At 51.3% G+C, this 16,059-nt stretch carries 18 protein-coding genes; 12 read left to right on the top strand and 6 right to left on the bottom strand.

Features of this window, described 5'->3' with window-relative positions; translation table 11 throughout:
• The first annotated feature begins 126 nt into the window (after positions 1 to 126).
• The 6 genes from PGRAT_RS29680 (at position 127) to PGRAT_RS29655 (ending at position 5,598) form a co-directional block, all read left to right on the top strand.
• Positions 127 to 405 (top strand): hypothetical protein, encoded by a 279-nt coding sequence (locus PGRAT_RS29680; RefSeq protein WP_025708457.1) that lies wholly within the window; start codon positions 127 to 129, stop codon positions 403 to 405.
• A 258-nt stretch (positions 406 to 663) separates the two neighbouring features.
• Positions 664 to 864, top strand: coding sequence for a cold-shock protein (locus PGRAT_RS29675; RefSeq protein WP_019914790.1), 201 nt, complete (start codon positions 664 to 666; stop codon positions 862 to 864).
• Between the two features lie 127 nt (positions 865 to 991).
• Positions 992 to 1,222: a cold-shock protein gene (locus PGRAT_RS29670; RefSeq protein WP_025708458.1), complete on the top strand. Its 231-nt coding sequence runs from the start codon at positions 992 to 994 to the stop codon at positions 1,220 to 1,222.
• Between the two features lie 437 nt (positions 1,223 to 1,659).
• Complete coding sequence (locus PGRAT_RS29665) at positions 1,660 to 3,366, top strand: cache domain-containing sensor histidine kinase (RefSeq protein WP_244884103.1); 1,707 nt, start codon at positions 1,660 to 1,662, stop codon at positions 3,364 to 3,366.
• A complete protein-coding gene (locus tag PGRAT_RS29660; RefSeq protein ID WP_025704288.1) occupies positions 3,350 to 4,147 on the top strand; it encodes a response regulator transcription factor in 798 nt (265 codons plus the stop codon). The genes PGRAT_RS29665 and PGRAT_RS29660 overlap by 17 nt, the downstream gene beginning before the upstream one ends.
• Before the next feature lie 113 nt (positions 4,148 to 4,260).
• On the top strand, positions 4,261 to 5,598 hold the full coding sequence (locus tag PGRAT_RS29655; protein ID WP_025704289.1) for an extracellular solute-binding protein: 1,338 nt from the start codon (positions 4,261 to 4,263) through the stop codon (positions 5,596 to 5,598).
• Between the two features lie 448 nt (positions 5,599 to 6,046).
• Here the strand turns inward: PGRAT_RS29655 and PGRAT_RS29650 are convergent, their stop codons facing one another.
• Positions 6,047 to 7,444, bottom strand: a complete 1,398-nt coding sequence (locus PGRAT_RS29650; RefSeq protein ID WP_025704290.1) for a helix-turn-helix domain-containing protein — start codon at positions 7,442 to 7,444, stop codon at positions 6,047 to 6,049.
• A gap of 450 nt (positions 7,445 to 7,894) precedes the next feature.
• Here PGRAT_RS29650 and PGRAT_RS35030 point away from each other — a divergent pair, with 450 nt between their 5' ends.
• Positions 7,895 to 8,053: a stalk domain-containing protein gene (locus tag PGRAT_RS35030; RefSeq protein ID WP_425311856.1), complete on the top strand. Its 159-nt coding sequence runs from the start codon at positions 7,895 to 7,897 to the stop codon at positions 8,051 to 8,053.
• 123 nt (positions 8,054 to 8,176) lie between these two features.
• Here the strand turns inward: PGRAT_RS35030 and PGRAT_RS33590 are convergent, their stop codons facing one another.
• Both PGRAT_RS33590 and PGRAT_RS29645 read right to left on the bottom strand, forming a co-directional pair.
• Entirely contained in the window at positions 8,177 to 8,353 is a 177-nt protein-coding gene (locus tag PGRAT_RS33590) for a class I SAM-dependent methyltransferase (RefSeq protein ID WP_155990324.1), read from the bottom strand.
• Between the two features lie 107 nt (positions 8,354 to 8,460).
• Positions 8,461 to 9,846 (bottom strand): MATE family efflux transporter, encoded by a 1,386-nt coding sequence (locus PGRAT_RS29645; protein WP_025704291.1) that lies wholly within the window; start codon positions 9,844 to 9,846, stop codon positions 8,461 to 8,463.
• Positions 9,847 to 10,117: 271 nt separating this feature from the next.
• Here PGRAT_RS29645 and hxlA point away from each other — a divergent pair, with 271 nt between their 5' ends.
• Both hxlA and hxlB read left to right on the top strand, forming a co-directional pair.
• The gene (hxlA, locus tag PGRAT_RS29640; protein ID WP_020425935.1) at positions 10,118 to 10,750 is read left to right on the top strand and encodes a 3-hexulose-6-phosphate synthase; all 633 of its coding nucleotides are present in this window, start codon (positions 10,118 to 10,120) and stop codon (positions 10,748 to 10,750) included.
• 7 nt (positions 10,751 to 10,757) lie between these two features.
• A complete protein-coding gene (gene hxlB / locus PGRAT_RS29635; protein ID WP_042267630.1) occupies positions 10,758 to 11,315 on the top strand; it encodes a 6-phospho-3-hexuloisomerase in 558 nt (185 codons plus the stop codon).
• Positions 11,316 to 11,403: 88 nt separating this feature from the next.
• Here hxlB and PGRAT_RS29630 read toward each other — a convergent pair whose 3' ends face one another.
• The gene (locus tag PGRAT_RS29630; protein WP_042268492.1) at positions 11,404 to 11,748 is read right to left on the bottom strand and encodes a cupin domain-containing protein; all 345 of its coding nucleotides are present in this window, start codon (positions 11,746 to 11,748) and stop codon (positions 11,404 to 11,406) included.
• A gap of 133 nt (positions 11,749 to 11,881) precedes the next feature.
• On the opposite strand from PGRAT_RS29630, the gene PGRAT_RS29625 reads away from it, so the two are divergent.
• The 3 genes from PGRAT_RS29625 to PGRAT_RS29615 all read left to right on the top strand — a co-directional run bounded on the left by PGRAT_RS29625 (position 11,882) and on the right by PGRAT_RS29615 (position 14,042).
• The gene (locus PGRAT_RS29625; protein WP_025706359.1) at positions 11,882 to 12,256 is read left to right on the top strand and encodes a winged helix-turn-helix transcriptional regulator; all 375 of its coding nucleotides are present in this window, start codon (positions 11,882 to 11,884) and stop codon (positions 12,254 to 12,256) included.
• A 63-nt stretch (positions 12,257 to 12,319) separates the two neighbouring features.
• Positions 12,320 to 13,456 carry an NADH-dependent flavin oxidoreductase gene (locus tag PGRAT_RS29620; RefSeq protein WP_025706360.1) on the top strand — a complete coding sequence of 379 codons (1,137 nt, stop codon included), beginning with the start codon at positions 12,320 to 12,322 and terminating at the stop codon, positions 13,454 to 13,456.
• A gap of 151 nt (positions 13,457 to 13,607) precedes the next feature.
• Positions 13,608 to 14,042 (top strand): winged helix-turn-helix transcriptional regulator, encoded by a 435-nt coding sequence (locus tag PGRAT_RS29615; protein ID WP_025706361.1) that lies wholly within the window; start codon positions 13,608 to 13,610, stop codon positions 14,040 to 14,042.
• Positions 14,043 to 14,113: 71 nt separating this feature from the next.
• Here the strand turns inward: PGRAT_RS29615 and pepT are convergent, their stop codons facing one another.
• Positions 14,114 to 15,346: a peptidase T gene (gene pepT / locus PGRAT_RS29610; protein WP_042267627.1), complete on the bottom strand. Its 1,233-nt coding sequence runs from the start codon at positions 15,344 to 15,346 to the stop codon at positions 14,114 to 14,116.
• Between the two features lie 41 nt (positions 15,347 to 15,387).
• On the bottom strand, positions 15,388 to 16,044 hold the full coding sequence (locus PGRAT_RS29605; protein WP_025706363.1) for a sortase: 657 nt from the start codon (positions 16,042 to 16,044) through the stop codon (positions 15,388 to 15,390).
• Between the last annotated feature and the right edge of the window lie 15 nt (positions 16,045 to 16,059).

The following is a 16,059-nucleotide window of genomic DNA, read 5'->3' as shown; positions in this document are numbered from 1 at the left end:
TGGGATTTTCCAGAAGGGGCTTAAGTTTGGTTTCGCCAAACTTGCGGCTTCCATGACAATGTCGTAAGAATCGGAGATCGTTATTTCGGGTTAGCAGCATAAATGCCGAGGAGCTGAAGAAATAGTATGAGTGATCAAGTAAATGAGCAGGAATTGGTGGATGTATTGGCTGCACAGACGAACGTGGACCCCAAGCTGATCCGGCTAGTGCTCAAGCATGAACAGACCTTTATTAATAAGGCCAAGGCAAATGCCAAAGGCGAGGTGGACATCGACAATGATGATCTGGTGGACTATGTCGTCGCCCAGCGTGATGTAAAGCTGGATGAACTGACCGTGGAGAGCATTCTCGATGCGGAAATGGATTATTTAATGGATAAAGGGCTGGCTGGATATATCGACTAATCCTTGCAGCTGCCCGGTTTAGGCCATAGTGGAGGTTCAGCGACCGGGCAGAATATTTTTATTTTTAGTTATTTCTTTGCTTTTGAAGAATTAGTGTGCTACAATGAATTTAAACATAAAGTTAAACCTTAATTCACATATTGTAAAGGGTTATCATTTGTGCTTATGAATCCTTTTACAATGTGTGAATTTTTATTTGTTCGTACAATACGTAGGAATAAAAGGACATGTGTTAAATAAAATTTTGGAGGTAATATCATGCAAACAGGTACAGTTAAATGGTTCAACGCAGACAAAGGTTTCGGTTTTATCGAGGTTGAAGGCGGAAGCGACGTATTCGTACACTTCTCCGCAATCACTGGCGACGGTTTCAAGTCTTTGGACGAAGGCCAACGCGTTGAGTTCAACGTAACTCAAGGCGCTCGTGGACCCCAAGCCGAAAACGTTGTAAAACTGTAATGTGAAATCAAAGCTGCCCTTAACACAAGTTGAGGGCAGCTTTTTTTTTAACCTCAGCCGCTGGCCCGCCACAACGCCTCTTCAGGGGGGCGGAAATCTTCTCAATTCGAACCAAGGAGGGGTACTTATGTATTTTCGTAAAAAAGCACTGGAGGATCTTCCCCAGGAAGACACAGCCATTTGGTCTTGCACCAAAGAGGGTTGCACAGGATGGATGCGCGATAATTTTGCCTTTCAATATGTGCCTACCTGCTGGCAATGCAACTCTCCGATGACTAGAAGCATGAAGATACTGCCTATGCTTGTGAACACGAATTCGGACATGAAGGCAATTAAGAAGGGGATCACCATTACGTAATCCGCCGTTTCTGACAGCCACCTTATAAATCTGGGCTTGCACCAGCGAATATCCTTTAGCAGTCGGCTTCTTTTACGGAGCGGGCTATTTTTTTGTGCTTTGCGGATTGACAAATATCTTGAAGAAGCAGATATTATATTCATGATAATTTATATACATAAACTAGGAATTCACCGTGGCTCTGGATAAAGGGCGGATCACACCGTTCCTGTTCATCTGATCCAAGCGATGGCCCTTAACGTAACCCATTCAAGGGATGCTTGGGGGCTTTTTACCGTGCCTGGCTAAGGGAAGCTAATTCGTCTTGACCATCGGCTGAACTTTTGGAGAATAAGGTTGGAAACGCTGCCATGGGGAAGGGGGTATCCGAAGTGTATGGGAAAATTAAAGAATTGAATACGCTGCGCAATCAAATATTCATTGGCTTCCTGCTTGTCATGCTGATTATTATTGCTGTGTCCGGTGCATTCGTGTACAACAGGGTCTCCTATTTGCTGAAAAATAATGCGGAACGGCATATCCAGCAGACTGCGGTGCAGGCGAACGGCAGACTCGATGCATTGATCGGCCAAATCGACAGCCTGATGGAGCAGGTGGCGAATCATCCGACCATTCAACAGCTGCTGACGGAAGAGCTTGACGGCAAATCCGTTACCTTCAATCAGCGGCAGTCTCTGCTGCAGATTATCTCCAGCTATCAGGCATACATGCCAAGCGTGGGTTCTCTGGAGCTGTACACAGCAGATTACCGGCTGCTGTTCCCTATCAAGGACGGCAGCCTGGAGACAAGGATCAATAATGCCTATATCACCGCAGCCAATACCCAAAAGGGCAGACTGGTGTGGATTGGAGTCGACCCAAACGACGAAGAGAGCCTGCTGGCCATCCGCCAGGTCAGCCTGATGGACCGCTGGTTCTCGCGGGGGGGCTATTTAATGGCCCGTATCCAGCGCAGCTATTTCCAGCTTGATGATCCGCTGTCCGGCAGCGACGGGGGCGAGTCTGTGCTGTTGGTGAATAACGAAGGCGAGCTGCTCGGCAGCAGTGAGGAACCGCAGGCGGAGCTGCTGCCGCTGCTTGCCAGCAAGGACCAGACGGTCAGCTTCCGGGGCAAGGAATACGTGCAGGTGAAGCTGCGCTCAGACAAGACTAACTGGACGCTGCTCGTGCTCACTCCGGTAAGTTATGTTACCAAAGGCCTCTCTGTTCTGAGGACTGTACTGCTCGTCTCGGGGGGGTTCGGAACCCTGCTCTTTTTGATTATGTCTTTTGTGCTGTCCACCATGATCACGAGGCCGATTATCCAGCTGATCCGGGCGATGCGCAAGTCCAGGCTTGGGGTGCTAACGCCTAACCCGGAGTCGGTATCCACAATAGAGCTTAGAGAGCTGAATAATACCTATAACGGCATGATCGCCAATATGAATGATCTGATCCGGGTCGTGTATGAAAAGGAAGTGCTGCAGAGCCGGACGGAGCTAAAGGCGCTCCAGGCGCAGATCAATCCCCATTTCCTGTTCAATACGCTGGAGGCCTTCAACTGGTCCCTTGAGGAGAAGGGCGAAGAGGAGCTGGCCGGGCTTGTTGTCGTCATGTCGAGACTGTTCCGGTACATTATCGGAAACCCGAACAAGGATGAGTGGGTTACATTAGGGGAAGAAATGGAACAAGTACAGCGGTATCTGAAAATTATGGAGATGCGGATGGGGGACCGCTTATCCTGGAATATTCAGCTTGGTCCCGAGGAGGCTGCTGTACCGGTGCCTAAGCTGCTTATTCAGCCCATTGTCGAAAACGCCATTCTCCATGGGGTGGAGAGCCGGGTAGGCAGCGGAACGGTTAGTGTCAGGGTTGCCCCGGCCAAGCGTAAAGGCTGGACGCAAATCACCGTTCAGGACAACGGGCCAGGGATGGATGCAGATACCCTGCAGTCCCTGTACAGTGCGCTTGAAGGCGGCCCATCCATCTCCGCTAAGGGAACGGGAATAGGACTTGTGAACGTACAGCGCCGGCTCAAGCTGTATTATGAAGCGGAAGGAACAGGCGTGGAAGGTTTGAACATTGAGAGCAAACTTTCCGAGGGCACGGTGATTACTTTTGAAATTCCGGACAATGGAGGGCATACCTATGAACCTGGGCAATAGGACGATTCTGGTTGTGGACGATGAGCCGAGAACGCGGCAGGGCATCAGGCAGACACTGGAGGTGTGGGCGGCTGGCCGGTATATCGTCGAAACGGCGGATAATGGAATCGATGCGCGTGAGCGGCTGCTGCATGGGCGGGTGCATCTGCTGATTACGGATGTCCGCATGCCTGAGGTCAGTGGACTGGATCTGATCCGCTCGCTGGAGGGGCAAGTGCGGAAGCCGGTCATTATTGTCATCTCCGGTTATGCTGAATTCGATTATGTGCAGCAGGCGCTCAGGCTGGGGGCGGTCAATTATCTGCTGAAGCCGCTGGACAAGGAGGAACTGGTGCAGGTGGTCGAAGCCGCTCTGAAGCAGGAAGAAGAGCAGCAGCGCCGCGAGAAGCTGGAAAAGCTGGTGGACCACAAGCTGATGGAGATCGATCCGGATACGGCGGGTATGGGAGAGCCGGTAAAAGAAGCCCTGGCTTATGTGGAGCAGCATCTGCATGAGCAGCTGACCATGGCTGAAGTGGCCGGCAGGATTCACTTAAATGCCAGCTACTTCAGCGTGCTTTTCAAGGAGCAGACCGGAGTGCCGTTCAGCGAATATTTATCCCGCCTGAGAATTCAGCGGGCCAAGGAGCTGCTGCTGCAGACAAGCCTGCCGATTGTAGAGATCGGTGAACGGGTGGGCTACCGTACGGATAAATATTTCATCAAGGTGTTCAAGTCCCTGGAAGACATGAGTCCCAGCCGTTACCGCCATCAAATGAAGAATGGGCGCAGCGAAATCTAATAAAAGTGGAATTATAACCAATAATCGTGATCTTATCGTCCTCCGGCCGCGATGCTAAAATGTAAATGATGGCGTTTACATTAACCGTATAAAAAAATATGGAGGTTGTAGGAATGCCAAGGAACAAGATAACCAAAAACCTGGTATTGACGTCTATGCTGGGACTCGTTCTGTCAGGCTGCGGCGGGAACGGGATCAGCACAGGTTCCCCGGCCAATGCCTTGGCATCCACTGGTACACAGGCACAGAAAGTTACCATCACAATGATGCATCTATGGCCGGCGGGAATCTCGGCCCAGCAGAATAAACTGGTTGGACAGATCATTGACGATTACCAAAAGGATTATCCGAACGTCACGATCAAACAGGAAGTCTTAGAGAACGAGCAGTACAAGAACAAGCTGAAGGTGCTGTCGGCCTCCAACGAGCTGCCGGATGTAGGCATCACCTGGGCGGCAGGCTTCATGGAGCCTTATGTAAAAGGCGGATTGTTCGCCCCGCTGGATGATGTCCTGGGCGGTGAACCACTTAAGGATAAATTCGTTCCCGGTACTACCGAAGCTTACGTGGTGGATGGCAAAACCTATGCTCTGCCCATTGAACTGAATATCTCGCCGGTTTATTATAACAAAGACATTTTTGCTAAATATAATCTGCAAGTACCGACAACCTATGATGAATTCAAGCATGTTGTGAAAACGCTCTCCGATAACGGTATAGCCCCGATCGCCTTGGGCAACAAAGACCGCTGGACCGGCTCGCTGTGGTACATGTATCTGGCTGACCGGATCGCAGGAAGCAATACCTTGAAGAAAGCGACGAATGGGACAGGCTCATTTGACGATCCGGGGCTGATCCGGGCGGCGGTGGAGGTGCAGACGCTGGTGGATTTGAACGCCTTCAATAAGGGCTTTAACGGATTATCCAACGATGAAGGCAAGTCGGAGTTCGTGAATGAACAAGCGGCCATGTATCTGACGGGAACTTGGGAGCTGCCTAACTTTACCACCAATCCGGATATCCGGCAGGAGTTCAAGGACAAGGTTAAATTCTTCAAGTTCCCTACTGTAGACGGCGGCAAGGGGGACATCAACAGTTGGGTAGGCGGACCCGGTGTGGGCCTGTTCGTAGCAGAATCCTCCAAGGTCAAGGAAGAAGCCAAAGCATTTGTCGAGTACTTTGTAGCCAAGTGGGGACAGGATTCTGTAACCACCGCAGGCGTTATTCCGGCAACAAAAGTCGATACTTCAAATTCAGAGCTGCCGCACCTCTACGTGGATCTGCTTAACGAGCTCAATCATGCCAGCAGCCTCACCTTGTTTGCGGATGTGCAGATGAAGCCGGGCGCCGCACAGATCCACCTGGATATGATTCAGGCGCTGTTTGGTAAGGCGGTAACGCCGGAGCAGTTCGCCGCCAAGCATAAAGAAGCGATAGAGAAAGGAAACTGAGGGATTCAGGCGAATTGCTCTATGGGCTCCATCAACTGAATAAAGCGGACAGAGAAGACGCTAGTTTGCGAAATAGTCTGCTTTCCGGGCTGGCTCGGACGCCGGAGCCGTTACAGTATTCGTTAGAAATTTGTTATTAAAGTGATTTTGTTCTTGTTGTTTAGGAAAATTATGATTTTCGTTCATTGTGGATAAGTTGTGTATAATTTGGGGGATAAAGGCTGTATAAAAAGACCAACGCTCCCGATGTACCGGGAACGCCGATCGGTAGGCCTGCGGACTTTGGTGAAAACGAAGGGCAGTGAAAACAACTGGAATCAAATCATTGCTGCACAGTAAACTTTAGCCACCACCATAACCGTGCCCCATGGTTTGAACCAACATTTGATTACTACTGATTGCTATGGAGTCAATAGTACCGACAGGTAGAATAATTGCAACAGCCAGACTAAAGGAAGCTAGAAGAATAATGAGTTTTCTTTTCATGTGAGTCCTGCACCTTTCTAATCAGAAGTTTGTATTGCTCCTTCTCTTCTTCATCTGCGAGATGCCGATGCTGTTCGAATAGATCGACACATTTGATGACCGTGCCTTCGTTATTGATTCTAGCAGATGATTCCAAACTTTGCAGGATGAAGTTAATCCCTTCTTTGCACTTATTATGTAAATAATAAACTGCCAGTTCAACGAGGAATCGGTTGTGTTGATCTGACATAACCTGCTGATTGTATTCGCCAAATTCTGTAGAATATGTCTGATAGGGGATATAGGCAGCAAACCGCTCCAGAATGTAATCAACATTCCAATCATAGCGGTTAGCCGATAAGATAATGTTGTATAAAGCAATAAATATCTCATCTGTACGGAGGGAGATATATTCGACATATTCAGAGAGCGCCTCATATTGTCCTGCCAACACTCGATAGAGCAGGCTGTTCGCGGTGCCCCACTCCTGAAACTGAGCTATAGTTCGCTTCACTTCTTCATTGTCTTCTTGTATCCAGCTTCCATCCATATAGAGGGACACCCAATCTAATGCTGATTTGTAGTCTCCAAATTCCTCACATACAGTTGAACGGATAAGCTGCGCGTACAGAATATAGAAGTAGAGGGGTTTCTCGGGGGTTTTCTCGTTAATCTCTCTACGGTCCGACCGGCGCTGGAGATTATAACGGATAGTTGCTAATCGCAGCATCTCCTTCGCTAGTTCATCCACCTTATGCCACCGACGCATTGAACCATAGACATGGCCCAAATGTTTCAAACCATCCAATTGATCCGCTTCATCCAGCCGGTCCAGGTAACATTCGAAGAGGAGAGCCGCCTGCAAATTCTGGGTCTGATCGTCGCCAAGGGCAATCCGAAACAAACGGAATTGACACACCGCCAGCCGTTCGGAATTCTGATATTTCTCGCTGGCGCTCACATTCTTATATAATAACTCTGCAGCCTGCCACAGCCCCTCCAGAAACAGCCCTTCCGCCACTTCGAACAGCATAGGGGCATAAGTTAGATTCTCTAGCAAATTCTGAACGACCTGTTCGATGCAATCGAGACGTCCCAACTCTGCTGAACGTAAAAGAAATGGCCGCAGACGCCGCCAAGTTGGTGACGAATAATAGAAGCATTCGTCCACGTATAAGGTGTAGAAATGGTCCTCCGGAAGCTCCATCCCCTTGGTAATCCGCTCCAGGTGACTCATGGCAATCGGCTGCTGACCTTTAAGCACCCGGCTGAGCGTACCTGAATTTATTCCGGCTTGTCCGGCAAATTGATGAATGGACATCCCCTGCTGCGACAGATACGTCGCTAGGGCATCGCGAATCGTGGCTGTAGTAGGAATCATGTAAAAACCACCTAACTGTATTCCCAGAACTATAATTTTGTTATATTGATGTAATAATATTCTATAATATTCCAATGGTCAATATTTCAGATTAGTAGAAACAGTGAACTGGGGCAAGGATTGCAACTTGTTCCTTGTGCTGATTGAAGAAATCAAACAGCTGTCGTTCCCTGGCCAATCTGCACCTGAACTACGGTAGCTAGGTTCTCCTGAATGCTGGTCAGGAATCCAGGATCGCCCGGTTTGATTTTATAACTTTTTGGATTCTCGTGTGTCTGAATTATAGGAGTGAATGACTAAAAATGGAATAAGAAAAGAGGGTAATAGAACATGGAAAAGTGTTTGAAAACGGGCGTCATTGGATGGCTCACCGCATCCCTGCTGATCGCTGGAAGCGCCCTGACCATCGGAACAGCTTCAGCGGCCCCTTCAATATTGAAGTTAGGATGAATAACCATTCAATGGATACGTATATGGCCCCGTATATTTACCAATAGAGTAACCATGGTTCCTTTGCAGGTGGTCCAAAAAATACCTGGCATCTCGGTACAATGGAATAACTTGTCCAAAACCGTCACCATTACCCGGGAAGCGAAACTATCACCTTAGTTGCTGGTCAAAAAACGGCACAGGTAGGAAATAAAGAAGAAAATTGGAGAGTGGTCTCGGCCCTAAAACAAGGCCGTGTTATGGTTCCCTTGCGTTATTGGGAGCTGTATTGGAGGAAGAGCCTTAGTGGAGAATCACACCGGTGCCGGAGGCTACGTCCAGGAGGCTCTGTCCGCTTTGTATACCAAGGACGTTGACTGCCTTTTCGGCCTGCCGTATCGCTTCATCACTGTTGCTCCAGCCGGAAGCAAGGGTATTGAACCGCTCAGACTGTGTTTCTTTCGATTCATCCATTCTCATCGTGACCTTCACCCTTCTCTGTTATCAATTGGAACTTGCTATGTAAAAGAAGAGCGGTTCACCGGATCTGAAGAGATCAGGTTGAACCGCTTTTTCGTTCCCGCAGATCAATGTGCCGTTGCGGCGGCTGGGACAGCAGGCTCAGCCGTCTCGTGTTCAATCAGGCTATGCTTCTCCCAGGCCCGGCTCTTCCAGCGGAAATACATAATTACTGCCCTGAGCCATTCGTCAAAAGCAGTAGCCAGCCAGACGCCGGCCAGGCCCAGATGAAGCTGGAATACCAGGACATAGCCAAGCGGAAGACTGATGCAGACCATCGAAATGAGGCCCATATAGACAGGGAACTTGGCATCGCCCGAGGCCCGCAGCGAGTTGATAATGACCAGGTTGCAGGTTCGCCCGGTTTCCAGGAAAATACTGAGCAGAATCACCTGGGCGCCCATCGCGACGATATCCAGGTTATCCGTGAATAGTCCCATTAGCGGCACGCGGAAGAAAATGACGGCAGCATCAATGATGACCGTGACAAGCAGTGCCCATTTCACACTGCTGAACACCCGCTTGTAGGCTTCCTCCGGCCGTCTCGCACCCACGAGATGTCCGACAATAATCGAGGTGCCCATCGACACGGCTACGCTGAACAAAAAAATATAGCTGGAGATATTCAGGGCGTATTGGCGGGTAGCCATGGCCTCTGCGCCCAGATACGTAATATATAAGGTAAAAATCAGCTGGCAGGATTGATAGATCACCGATTCAAAAGCCGACGGGATGCCGATCTTGAGAATTTGCAGCACATATTTTTTGGAAAGATGAATGTAATAAGTCAGTTTCACCCGCACCTCCATAATTCTATAGAGCAGCAGGAAAAAAATAACGAGGCAGATCAAACGGCTGGCTACAGTAGAAATCGCCGCTCCCTGCACACCCAGCGCAGGCAAACCGAAATGTCCGAAAATCAGCAGATAGTTGCCGGCTACGTGAATAAGGTTCATCAGCAGGGAAACCATCATGGTCTGTTTGGTGAAACCGTAGGTTCGTATGGTCGTCGCCAAGGCATTGATCAGCGCCTGCAGGAAAATCCCGCCTCCGACAATATGAATATAAATTTTGGCATGTACAAGAATATCCCCTGTCACATTCAGCGCCCCCAGCAGCGCTCCCCCGAAGATCAGCATGGCTGTACTAAGAATAATGCCTACGGCCAGATTGAGTGTAACGGCATTGCCCGTGACCTCCGCCGCCTCCTTGGGCTTCTTGGATCCGAGATATTGCGAAACGACAATGGCCGCCCCGTTGCCGATCACGCTGAGCACGAGTATAGCCATAGTTATAATCTGATTGGCCGCCCCCACGCCGGACACCGCATCATCAGACACGGAGCTGATCATGAACGTATCGACACTTCCCATTAGCATGAACAGAAACAGCTCTAGAAAAATAGGCCAGGTCAGCCTAACCAAATTAAACTCCTGGTGTTCCGTTTGGTTCATTGCACACCTCTTTTAGTGATTTCATGTTGTTCCAATCTGTAAACAAGGTGTATGTTAGCATAGCTTTAATGAAAATGCAGTATTTTTACGAAAATTGCGAAAAAAACCGACATGATTTTCTGAATGCCTTCCCCTTAGGCAGTCCTGTACCCGCACAATAGTATCCTTCAGGTAACTACAATACGGCAAAGTGCCTACTTCCCTTGCTAAAGTTATGAACCTACAATAGGTGAAGCACTTACTTAAAACTATTGAAAAGGGGCTTGAATAGATGAAGCTGCAATTAGCGCTGGACCTTGTAAATATTGATGGAGCCAAGGAAATTGTCTCGGAAGTCGCCGGATTTATTGATATCGTGGAGATCGGCACACCGATTGTCATTAATGAAGGCCTGCATGCTGTGAAGGCAATTAAGGAAGCCTTTCCGGCCCTGACCGTGCTGGCTGACCTGAAAATAATGGATGCCGGCGGGTACGAGGTGATGAAGGCGGCTGAAGCAGGCGCAGACATCGTAACCGTACTCGGTGTGTCCGATGACTCGACGATTAAAGGGGCCGTTGAGGAAGCGAAGAAAAGCGGGCGGGAGATTCTGGTGGACCTGATCAACGTCAAGGACATTGCGGCCAGAGCTGCCGAAGTAGACGCCCTCGGTGTGGATTATGTCTGCGTGCATTCCGGTTATGACCATCAGGCGGAGGGGAAAAACTCTTTTGCTGATTTGCAGGCAATCAAAAGTGTAGTGAAACAGGCCAAAACAGCGATTGCCGGCGGCATCAAGCTGAACACATTGCCTGAAGTGATTGCAGCCGGTCCTGATCTGGTCATCGTTGGCGGCGGGATTACCGGCGAAAGCGATCAGAAGGCAGCGGCGGCGGAAATGAAGCGCCTGGTCAGCCAAGCCTGAGCCGCTTATGAATACATTCAGCTATGCGCAGGAAATTGTGAATGAGCTGCAGCGGTCGGTTGCGCAGCTCGGAGCAGGGGAGGCTGAGCAGATGGCGGAGCTGCTGCTGCGCTCCGGCCGGGTTTTTGTCGCCGGCGCCGGCCGCTCCGGGCTCATGGGCCGGGCCTTCGCCATGCGGCTGATGCATGCCGGAAAGGATGCCTATGTAGTCGGCGAAACGGTAACGCCGGGGATTGGGCCGGGCGATGTGCTTGTGCTGGGCACCGGGTCCGGCGAGACGGCAAGCCTGCTGTCTATGGCAGTGAAGGCCCGGGCTGTGGGAGCCGCCGTAGTGGCGGTGACCCTCTCCCCGGAGTCGTCCATCGGACTGCTGGCCGATCATGTCGTCAAGCTGCCGGGTGCGCCCAAGGAGCAGGCGGATGGAGGCCGGATTACCATCCAGCCAATGGCCTCGCTGTTTGAGCAGACTCTGCTGCTCTTCTATGATGCCGTGATTCTGCGGATGATGGAAGAGACCGGCCAGACCTCTACCCGGATGTTCGGCAACCATGCGAATCTGGAATAACCAAGCACCGCCTGCCCGGGAGACCGGACGGGCGGTGCTTATTGTACAGCGGTTGGCAGGATTCCTCATTAATCTGAGATCAGCCCTTCTAGCGCTTAAGCAAATCTTCACGGATAGGCGTGAAGGCATCGAGCAGTGCTGAGTCTGCTTCCAGTGTGGTTACGCCATGTTTGGCGTTAGGCGGTATGGCAATACTCTCGCCTGCGCTCACCTTATACTTTTTACCGTCAATACGGAATTCGAAACTTCCGCGCAGACAGTAGCTCATCTGCTCATGGGGATGGCTATGCTCATACCCCTCGGCTCCCTCTTCGAAATGAACCTCCATCATCATCAGGCTGCCTGCCGCATTCAGGATACAGCGTTTGACTCCCGGTTCTGAAAAGGTGAAGTTCCCCCAACGGTGGCGGAGAGGGTGGAAGACGCCAAGAATATTATAGCAGCGGGAAAAGATACCGGTGCTTACGGCTTCGCCGGAAATTTCGAAAGCTCTTCGGCTTCGCCTGCCATGTGCGTTTCGCCGGTGTTCTGTAGTATGATTAAGGAGGGAAGGGGGCTGATTCAGATTGGCAACGGAGATTAAGGACCGCATTAACCTGAAGGAAATTAACTGTGAGAAGGAACTTACGCTTGCTGTCATCGGCGGGAAGTGGAAGCTGATTATTCTGTGGCATCTGGGCCTGGAAGGGACGAAACGCTTCAGTGAGCTGAAAAAGCTGATTCCCCATATCACCCAAAAAATGCTGACCAACCAGCTCCGCGAACTGGAGGAAGACCAGCTTGTATTCAGGAAAGTGTATGCGGAGGTTCCCCCGAGAGTAGAATACTCCTTGACGGAATATGGCCAAAGTCTGTTGCCAGTGCTGCGTATGATGTATGACTGGGGCAAAAACTATGGCGAGAATGTAATCTGGAAGGACATCCCTCCCGGTGACCGGTAGCAACCTGCTGATACTAAACAGCCCTTTCAATAAAACATTAAATATTGGAGGAATCTATTAGCCATGTCCACAACAGATTACAGCCCGCTGCTTGCGCCATTCCGGTTCGCAAGCAGCTTTTCCTTGAAAAACCGTGTAGTTATGGCGCCGATGACGAACTTCTCCTCGAATGAGGATGGGACGGTATCCGGGCCGGAGATTGATTATTATATCCGCCGCTCCAAGGGGGCGGGAATGGTCATCACCGCCTGTGTATACGTATCGCGCGGAGGCAAAGGCTTCGCAGGCGAATTTGGTGCTGACCGGGATGAGCTGATCCCGAGTCTGCGCCAACTGGCAGAAGCCATTAAGGGAGAAGGCGCGAAAGCGGTTCTGCAGATTTTTCACGGCGGACGCCAATGCCCGCCGGAGCAGCTGCCGGACGGACAGCCTGTCAGCGCAGGCAATGTGCCGTCGGAGCTTCCGGGCGGTGGTCATGGGCCTGTGCCGCGTGCGCTGACCGATAATGAAATTGAAGGCATCATCGCCGATTTCGGAGCAGCTGCGCGCCGGGCCATCGAAGCCGGATTTGACGGCGTGGAGATTCACGGTGCAAACGGATATCTGCTGCAGCAGTTTTTCTCGCCGCATTCCAATACGCGCGATGACCGCTGGGGCGGAGATCTGCAGAAACGCCTGGCATTTCCGCTGGCTGTTCTGCGCGCGGTAAAAAGCGCGGTAAACGAACAGGCATCGTCGCCGTTCCTGGTCGGCTACCGCTTCTCCCCCGAAGAACCGGAAACACCGGGGATTACAATGGCTGAGACTTTCGCGCTTATCGATGCGTTGAAGAAAGAGGGACTGGATTATCTGCACGTCTCCCAGATGGATTTGTGGTCGCTGCCGCACCGTGGAACCGAGGATAGCCGTCCGCGGATTGAACAGATCGTTGATCGTGCAGGCAGCGGACTGCCGGTAATCGGTGTCGGTTCTCTGTACAGTGCTGAAGATGCATTGAAGAGCCTGTCCAGCGGAATCAGTCTGGTGGCTCTGGGCCGCCCGCTGCTGATTGAACCGGACTGGGTGCAGAAGGTGGCGGAAGGCCGTGCCGATGAAATAGAGACGGAACTGGACCCTGCTGCCCAAGACGCGCTAGTCATCCCCGATCCGCTCTGGAGAGCGCTGATTCATACGCCGGGCTGGCTTCCGGTTAAGTCTTAATCAGGAAGCTGGCCCGAAACCTGCCTGTTCACAACCTCCCGCTGCCGCCCAAATGGAGCAGTGAGAGGTTATTTGCTTAGTTTCCAAGTATATGTGATACAATTGTATTAATTAGCGATATACATAATTTGGGCGAAGGGGACCACAGCTTATGAATGTACAGCGGAGCAGCGGAGCATCCATCTCGAATGACGGCCAGGGATCACTTCAGAGCACGCTGGATCTGATAAGCGGCAAGTGGAAGGGGATTCTTCTCTATCAACTAATCAGCGGAACGAAGCGGTTCAATGAACTCCGCAGGCTCTGCCCCGAAATCACCCAGCGGATGCTGACGCTCCAGCTAAGAAAGCTGGAGCGGGATGGACTCGTTCACCGCAAGGTGTATCCACAGGCACCGAGGAAGGTGGAGTACTCCTTGACGGAGTGGGGCAGAGGTCTGGAGACAGCCCTCCTAAGCATCAAAAGCTGGGGGGAAGCTTACCGTGGGGAATTCTGCATGGAGCATCCTCAACTGCCGGAGTACCCGGCACCAGCCACTCCGGATGCAGAATGGGTCAGTGAAACGAACACAAATATCCCCGGCTAGGGCTTCTGCTTAGCTAGCCGGGGAATATTTGTTGTCTTATGCGGACTTGTGCAACGCGGAATCTGCAGTAGTTAAGCCTTCTGTTCGGTCAGCTTAGCAATCTCGACTATAACCTGAACGGCTTTCAGCATTACATCTACCGAGGCATATTCGAATTTCCCGTGGAAATTCTCGCCGCCAGTGAAAATATTCGGTGTAGGCAGCCCCATATAGGACAACTGCGAACCGTCCGTACCGCCGCGGATCGGGCGGATCACCGGTGTAATGCCGAGGTTCTCCATGGCTTCCTGGGCGATGTCGACGATGTGGCGCACCAGCTCGATTTTTTCGCGCATATTATAGTATTGATCCTTCATTTCCAGCACTATATTCTCCGCTCCATACGTAGACTGGAATTCCTCTACAATAGCAGCAATATACGCCTTGCGGTTCTCGAAGGCCTCGCGCTCAAAGTCGCGGATGATATACTGCAGCTTGCTCTGCTCCGCTGTACCCTGCATGGAGATCAGATGGTAAAAGCCCTCATAGCCCTCAGTGAATTCCGGGGCCTCACCGGACGGCAGTCTGAGATGGAACGCCATGGCGATTTTGGCGGAATGGATCATTTTGCCCTTGGCGGTTCCGGGATGCACATTCACCCCTTTGAAGCTGATTTTGACTCCGGCAGCGTTGAAGCTTTCGTACTCCAATTCCCCGAGTGGTCCACCGTCCACGGTGTAGGCATGGGAAGCACCGAAGCGTGCGACATCGAATTTATGCGGTCCGCGCCCAATTTCCTCATCGGGGGTAAAAGCCACCCGGATCTTGCCGTGTTTGATTTCCGGATGCTCCAGCAGATAGGCCATGGCGGTCATAATCTCAGCGATTCCCGCTTTGTTGTCCGCCCCCAGAAGGGTTGTCCCGTCCGTGGTAATCAGCGTGTGGCCTTTATATCCGGCCAGCTCGGGGAAGCTCTCTGTGGAGAGCACGATGCCCTGTGCTTCATTGAGGACAATATCCTTGCCATCATAATTCTCGACAAGCTGCGGCTTCACCCCCGCACCGGTGAAATCTGTCGCGGTATCCAGATGCGCGAGAAAACCAATGGCGGGAACCTCCTTGTCCGTATTGGCAGGCAAGGTAGCCATGACATAAGCATGCTCGTCCACGGTGACCTCCACCAGCCCCAGCTCTTGCAGCTCAGCTACCAGCTTGCGGGCCAGCTCCATCTGTCCGGGTGTGGAAGGGCAGGCTTCATTGTCATCATTCGATTGGGTATCCATTTGAGCATACGAAATAAACCGCTCTATCAGCTTTTCTTTCATTCAATAGGTCATCTCCTCTGTGTCATCATATGTCTATAGTATCACTTTCTATACAATGTCTCATCCTTAAGCAGAGCCGCTGAGAGCAGATAGCGGTCCGGTGCGGAGCCGACATAAGTAAACGGATAGCAGGTAATGAGCGTGAGCACGGCCTCATCGCTCTGCTTGATAACCCCTCTGGCGTCCCCGTCTACAATCGTGCTGGCTGTAACGCTATAGATGAATTTACCTTCAGCAGTCTCCACCTCAATCCGGTCATCTTTCTGCAAAGCACCGAGTCCCCGGAACACCGTGTCACGGTGGCCGGCCAGCACACTGTTGCCGGCAGCGCCGATTGGAGCACTGTTCTTATCATGTCCGGCACCCTTTTTCAGCTGCGGGCGTTCTGTGCCCTCCACAATGGCAATCCGCTTATCCAGCCTGGGCAGATAAATTTCCCCGATAATATCACCCGCAGTGTAGGCTGGCTTGAACGGGTGGGTTCCCTCTGGTGGAGAGACCATTCCGTCAGGCAGGGGTGTTTCTTCTCCCTTATGGTATATACTGGGAGCTTCCTCCCTCTTTTTCTCCCATATCTGCAGGGCTTGACGCGCTTCCACCGGTGCTTTGAGGATTTGGAAGGCTGAATAGAGCAGTACACACAAAGAGAGTACGAAGACCAGCTTCACGGCAATGACCAGTCCGGAACGCTTCTTCATACTCTCTCCTCCAAC

Origin of the sequence: Paenibacillus graminis (genome assembly GCF_000758705.1) — a bacterium.
Taxonomy (GTDB): domain Bacteria; phylum Bacillota; class Bacilli; order Paenibacillales; family Paenibacillaceae; genus Paenibacillus_AQ; species Paenibacillus_AQ graminis.
Note: the sequence above shows the minus strand (reverse complement) of the source record. Positions and strands in the feature narration are given on the sequence as shown.

What these genes read in the sequence shown, in the direction of transcription:
- PGRAT_RS29680 (WP_025708457.1), top strand. Translation starts at nt 127, where the DNA reads ATGAGTGATCAAGTAAATGAGCAGGAATTGGTGGATGTATTGGCTGCA.
- PGRAT_RS29675 (WP_019914790.1), top strand. Translation starts at nt 664, where the DNA reads ATGCAAACAGGTACAGTTAAATGGTTCAACGCAGACAAAGGTTTCGGT.
- PGRAT_RS29670 (WP_025708458.1), top strand. Translation starts at nt 992, where the DNA reads ATGTATTTTCGTAAAAAAGCACTGGAGGATCTTCCCCAGGAAGACACA.
- PGRAT_RS29665 (WP_244884103.1), top strand. Translation starts at nt 1,660, where the DNA reads ATGCTGATTATTATTGCTGTGTCCGGTGCATTCGTGTACAACAGGGTC.
- PGRAT_RS29660 (WP_025704288.1), top strand. Translation starts at nt 3,350, where the DNA reads ATGAACCTGGGCAATAGGACGATTCTGGTTGTGGACGATGAGCCGAGA.
- PGRAT_RS29655 (WP_025704289.1), top strand. Translation starts at nt 4,261, where the DNA reads ATGCCAAGGAACAAGATAACCAAAAACCTGGTATTGACGTCTATGCTG.
- PGRAT_RS29650 (WP_025704290.1), bottom strand. Translation starts at nt 7,444, where the DNA reads ATGATTCCTACTACAGCCACGATTCGCGATGCCCTAGCGACGTATCTG.
- PGRAT_RS33590 (WP_155990324.1), bottom strand. Translation starts at nt 8,353, where the DNA reads ATGAGAATGGATGAATCGAAAGAAACACAGTCTGAGCGGTTCAATACC.
- PGRAT_RS29645 (WP_025704291.1), bottom strand. Translation starts at nt 9,846, where the DNA reads ATGAACCAAACGGAACACCAGGAGTTTAATTTGGTTAGGCTGACCTGG.
- hxlA (WP_020425935.1), top strand. Translation starts at nt 10,118, where the DNA reads ATGAAGCTGCAATTAGCGCTGGACCTTGTAAATATTGATGGAGCCAAG.
- hxlB (WP_042267630.1), top strand. Translation starts at nt 10,758, where the DNA reads ATGAATACATTCAGCTATGCGCAGGAAATTGTGAATGAGCTGCAGCGG.
- PGRAT_RS29620 (WP_025706360.1), top strand. Translation starts at nt 12,320, where the DNA reads ATGTCCACAACAGATTACAGCCCGCTGCTTGCGCCATTCCGGTTCGCA.
- PGRAT_RS29615 (WP_025706361.1), top strand. Translation starts at nt 13,608, where the DNA reads ATGAATGTACAGCGGAGCAGCGGAGCATCCATCTCGAATGACGGCCAG.
- pepT (WP_042267627.1), bottom strand. Translation starts at nt 15,346, where the DNA reads ATGAAAGAAAAGCTGATAGAGCGGTTTATTTCGTATGCTCAAATGGAT.
- PGRAT_RS29605 (WP_025706363.1), bottom strand. Translation starts at nt 16,044, where the DNA reads ATGAAGAAGCGTTCCGGACTGGTCATTGCCGTGAAGCTGGTCTTCGTA.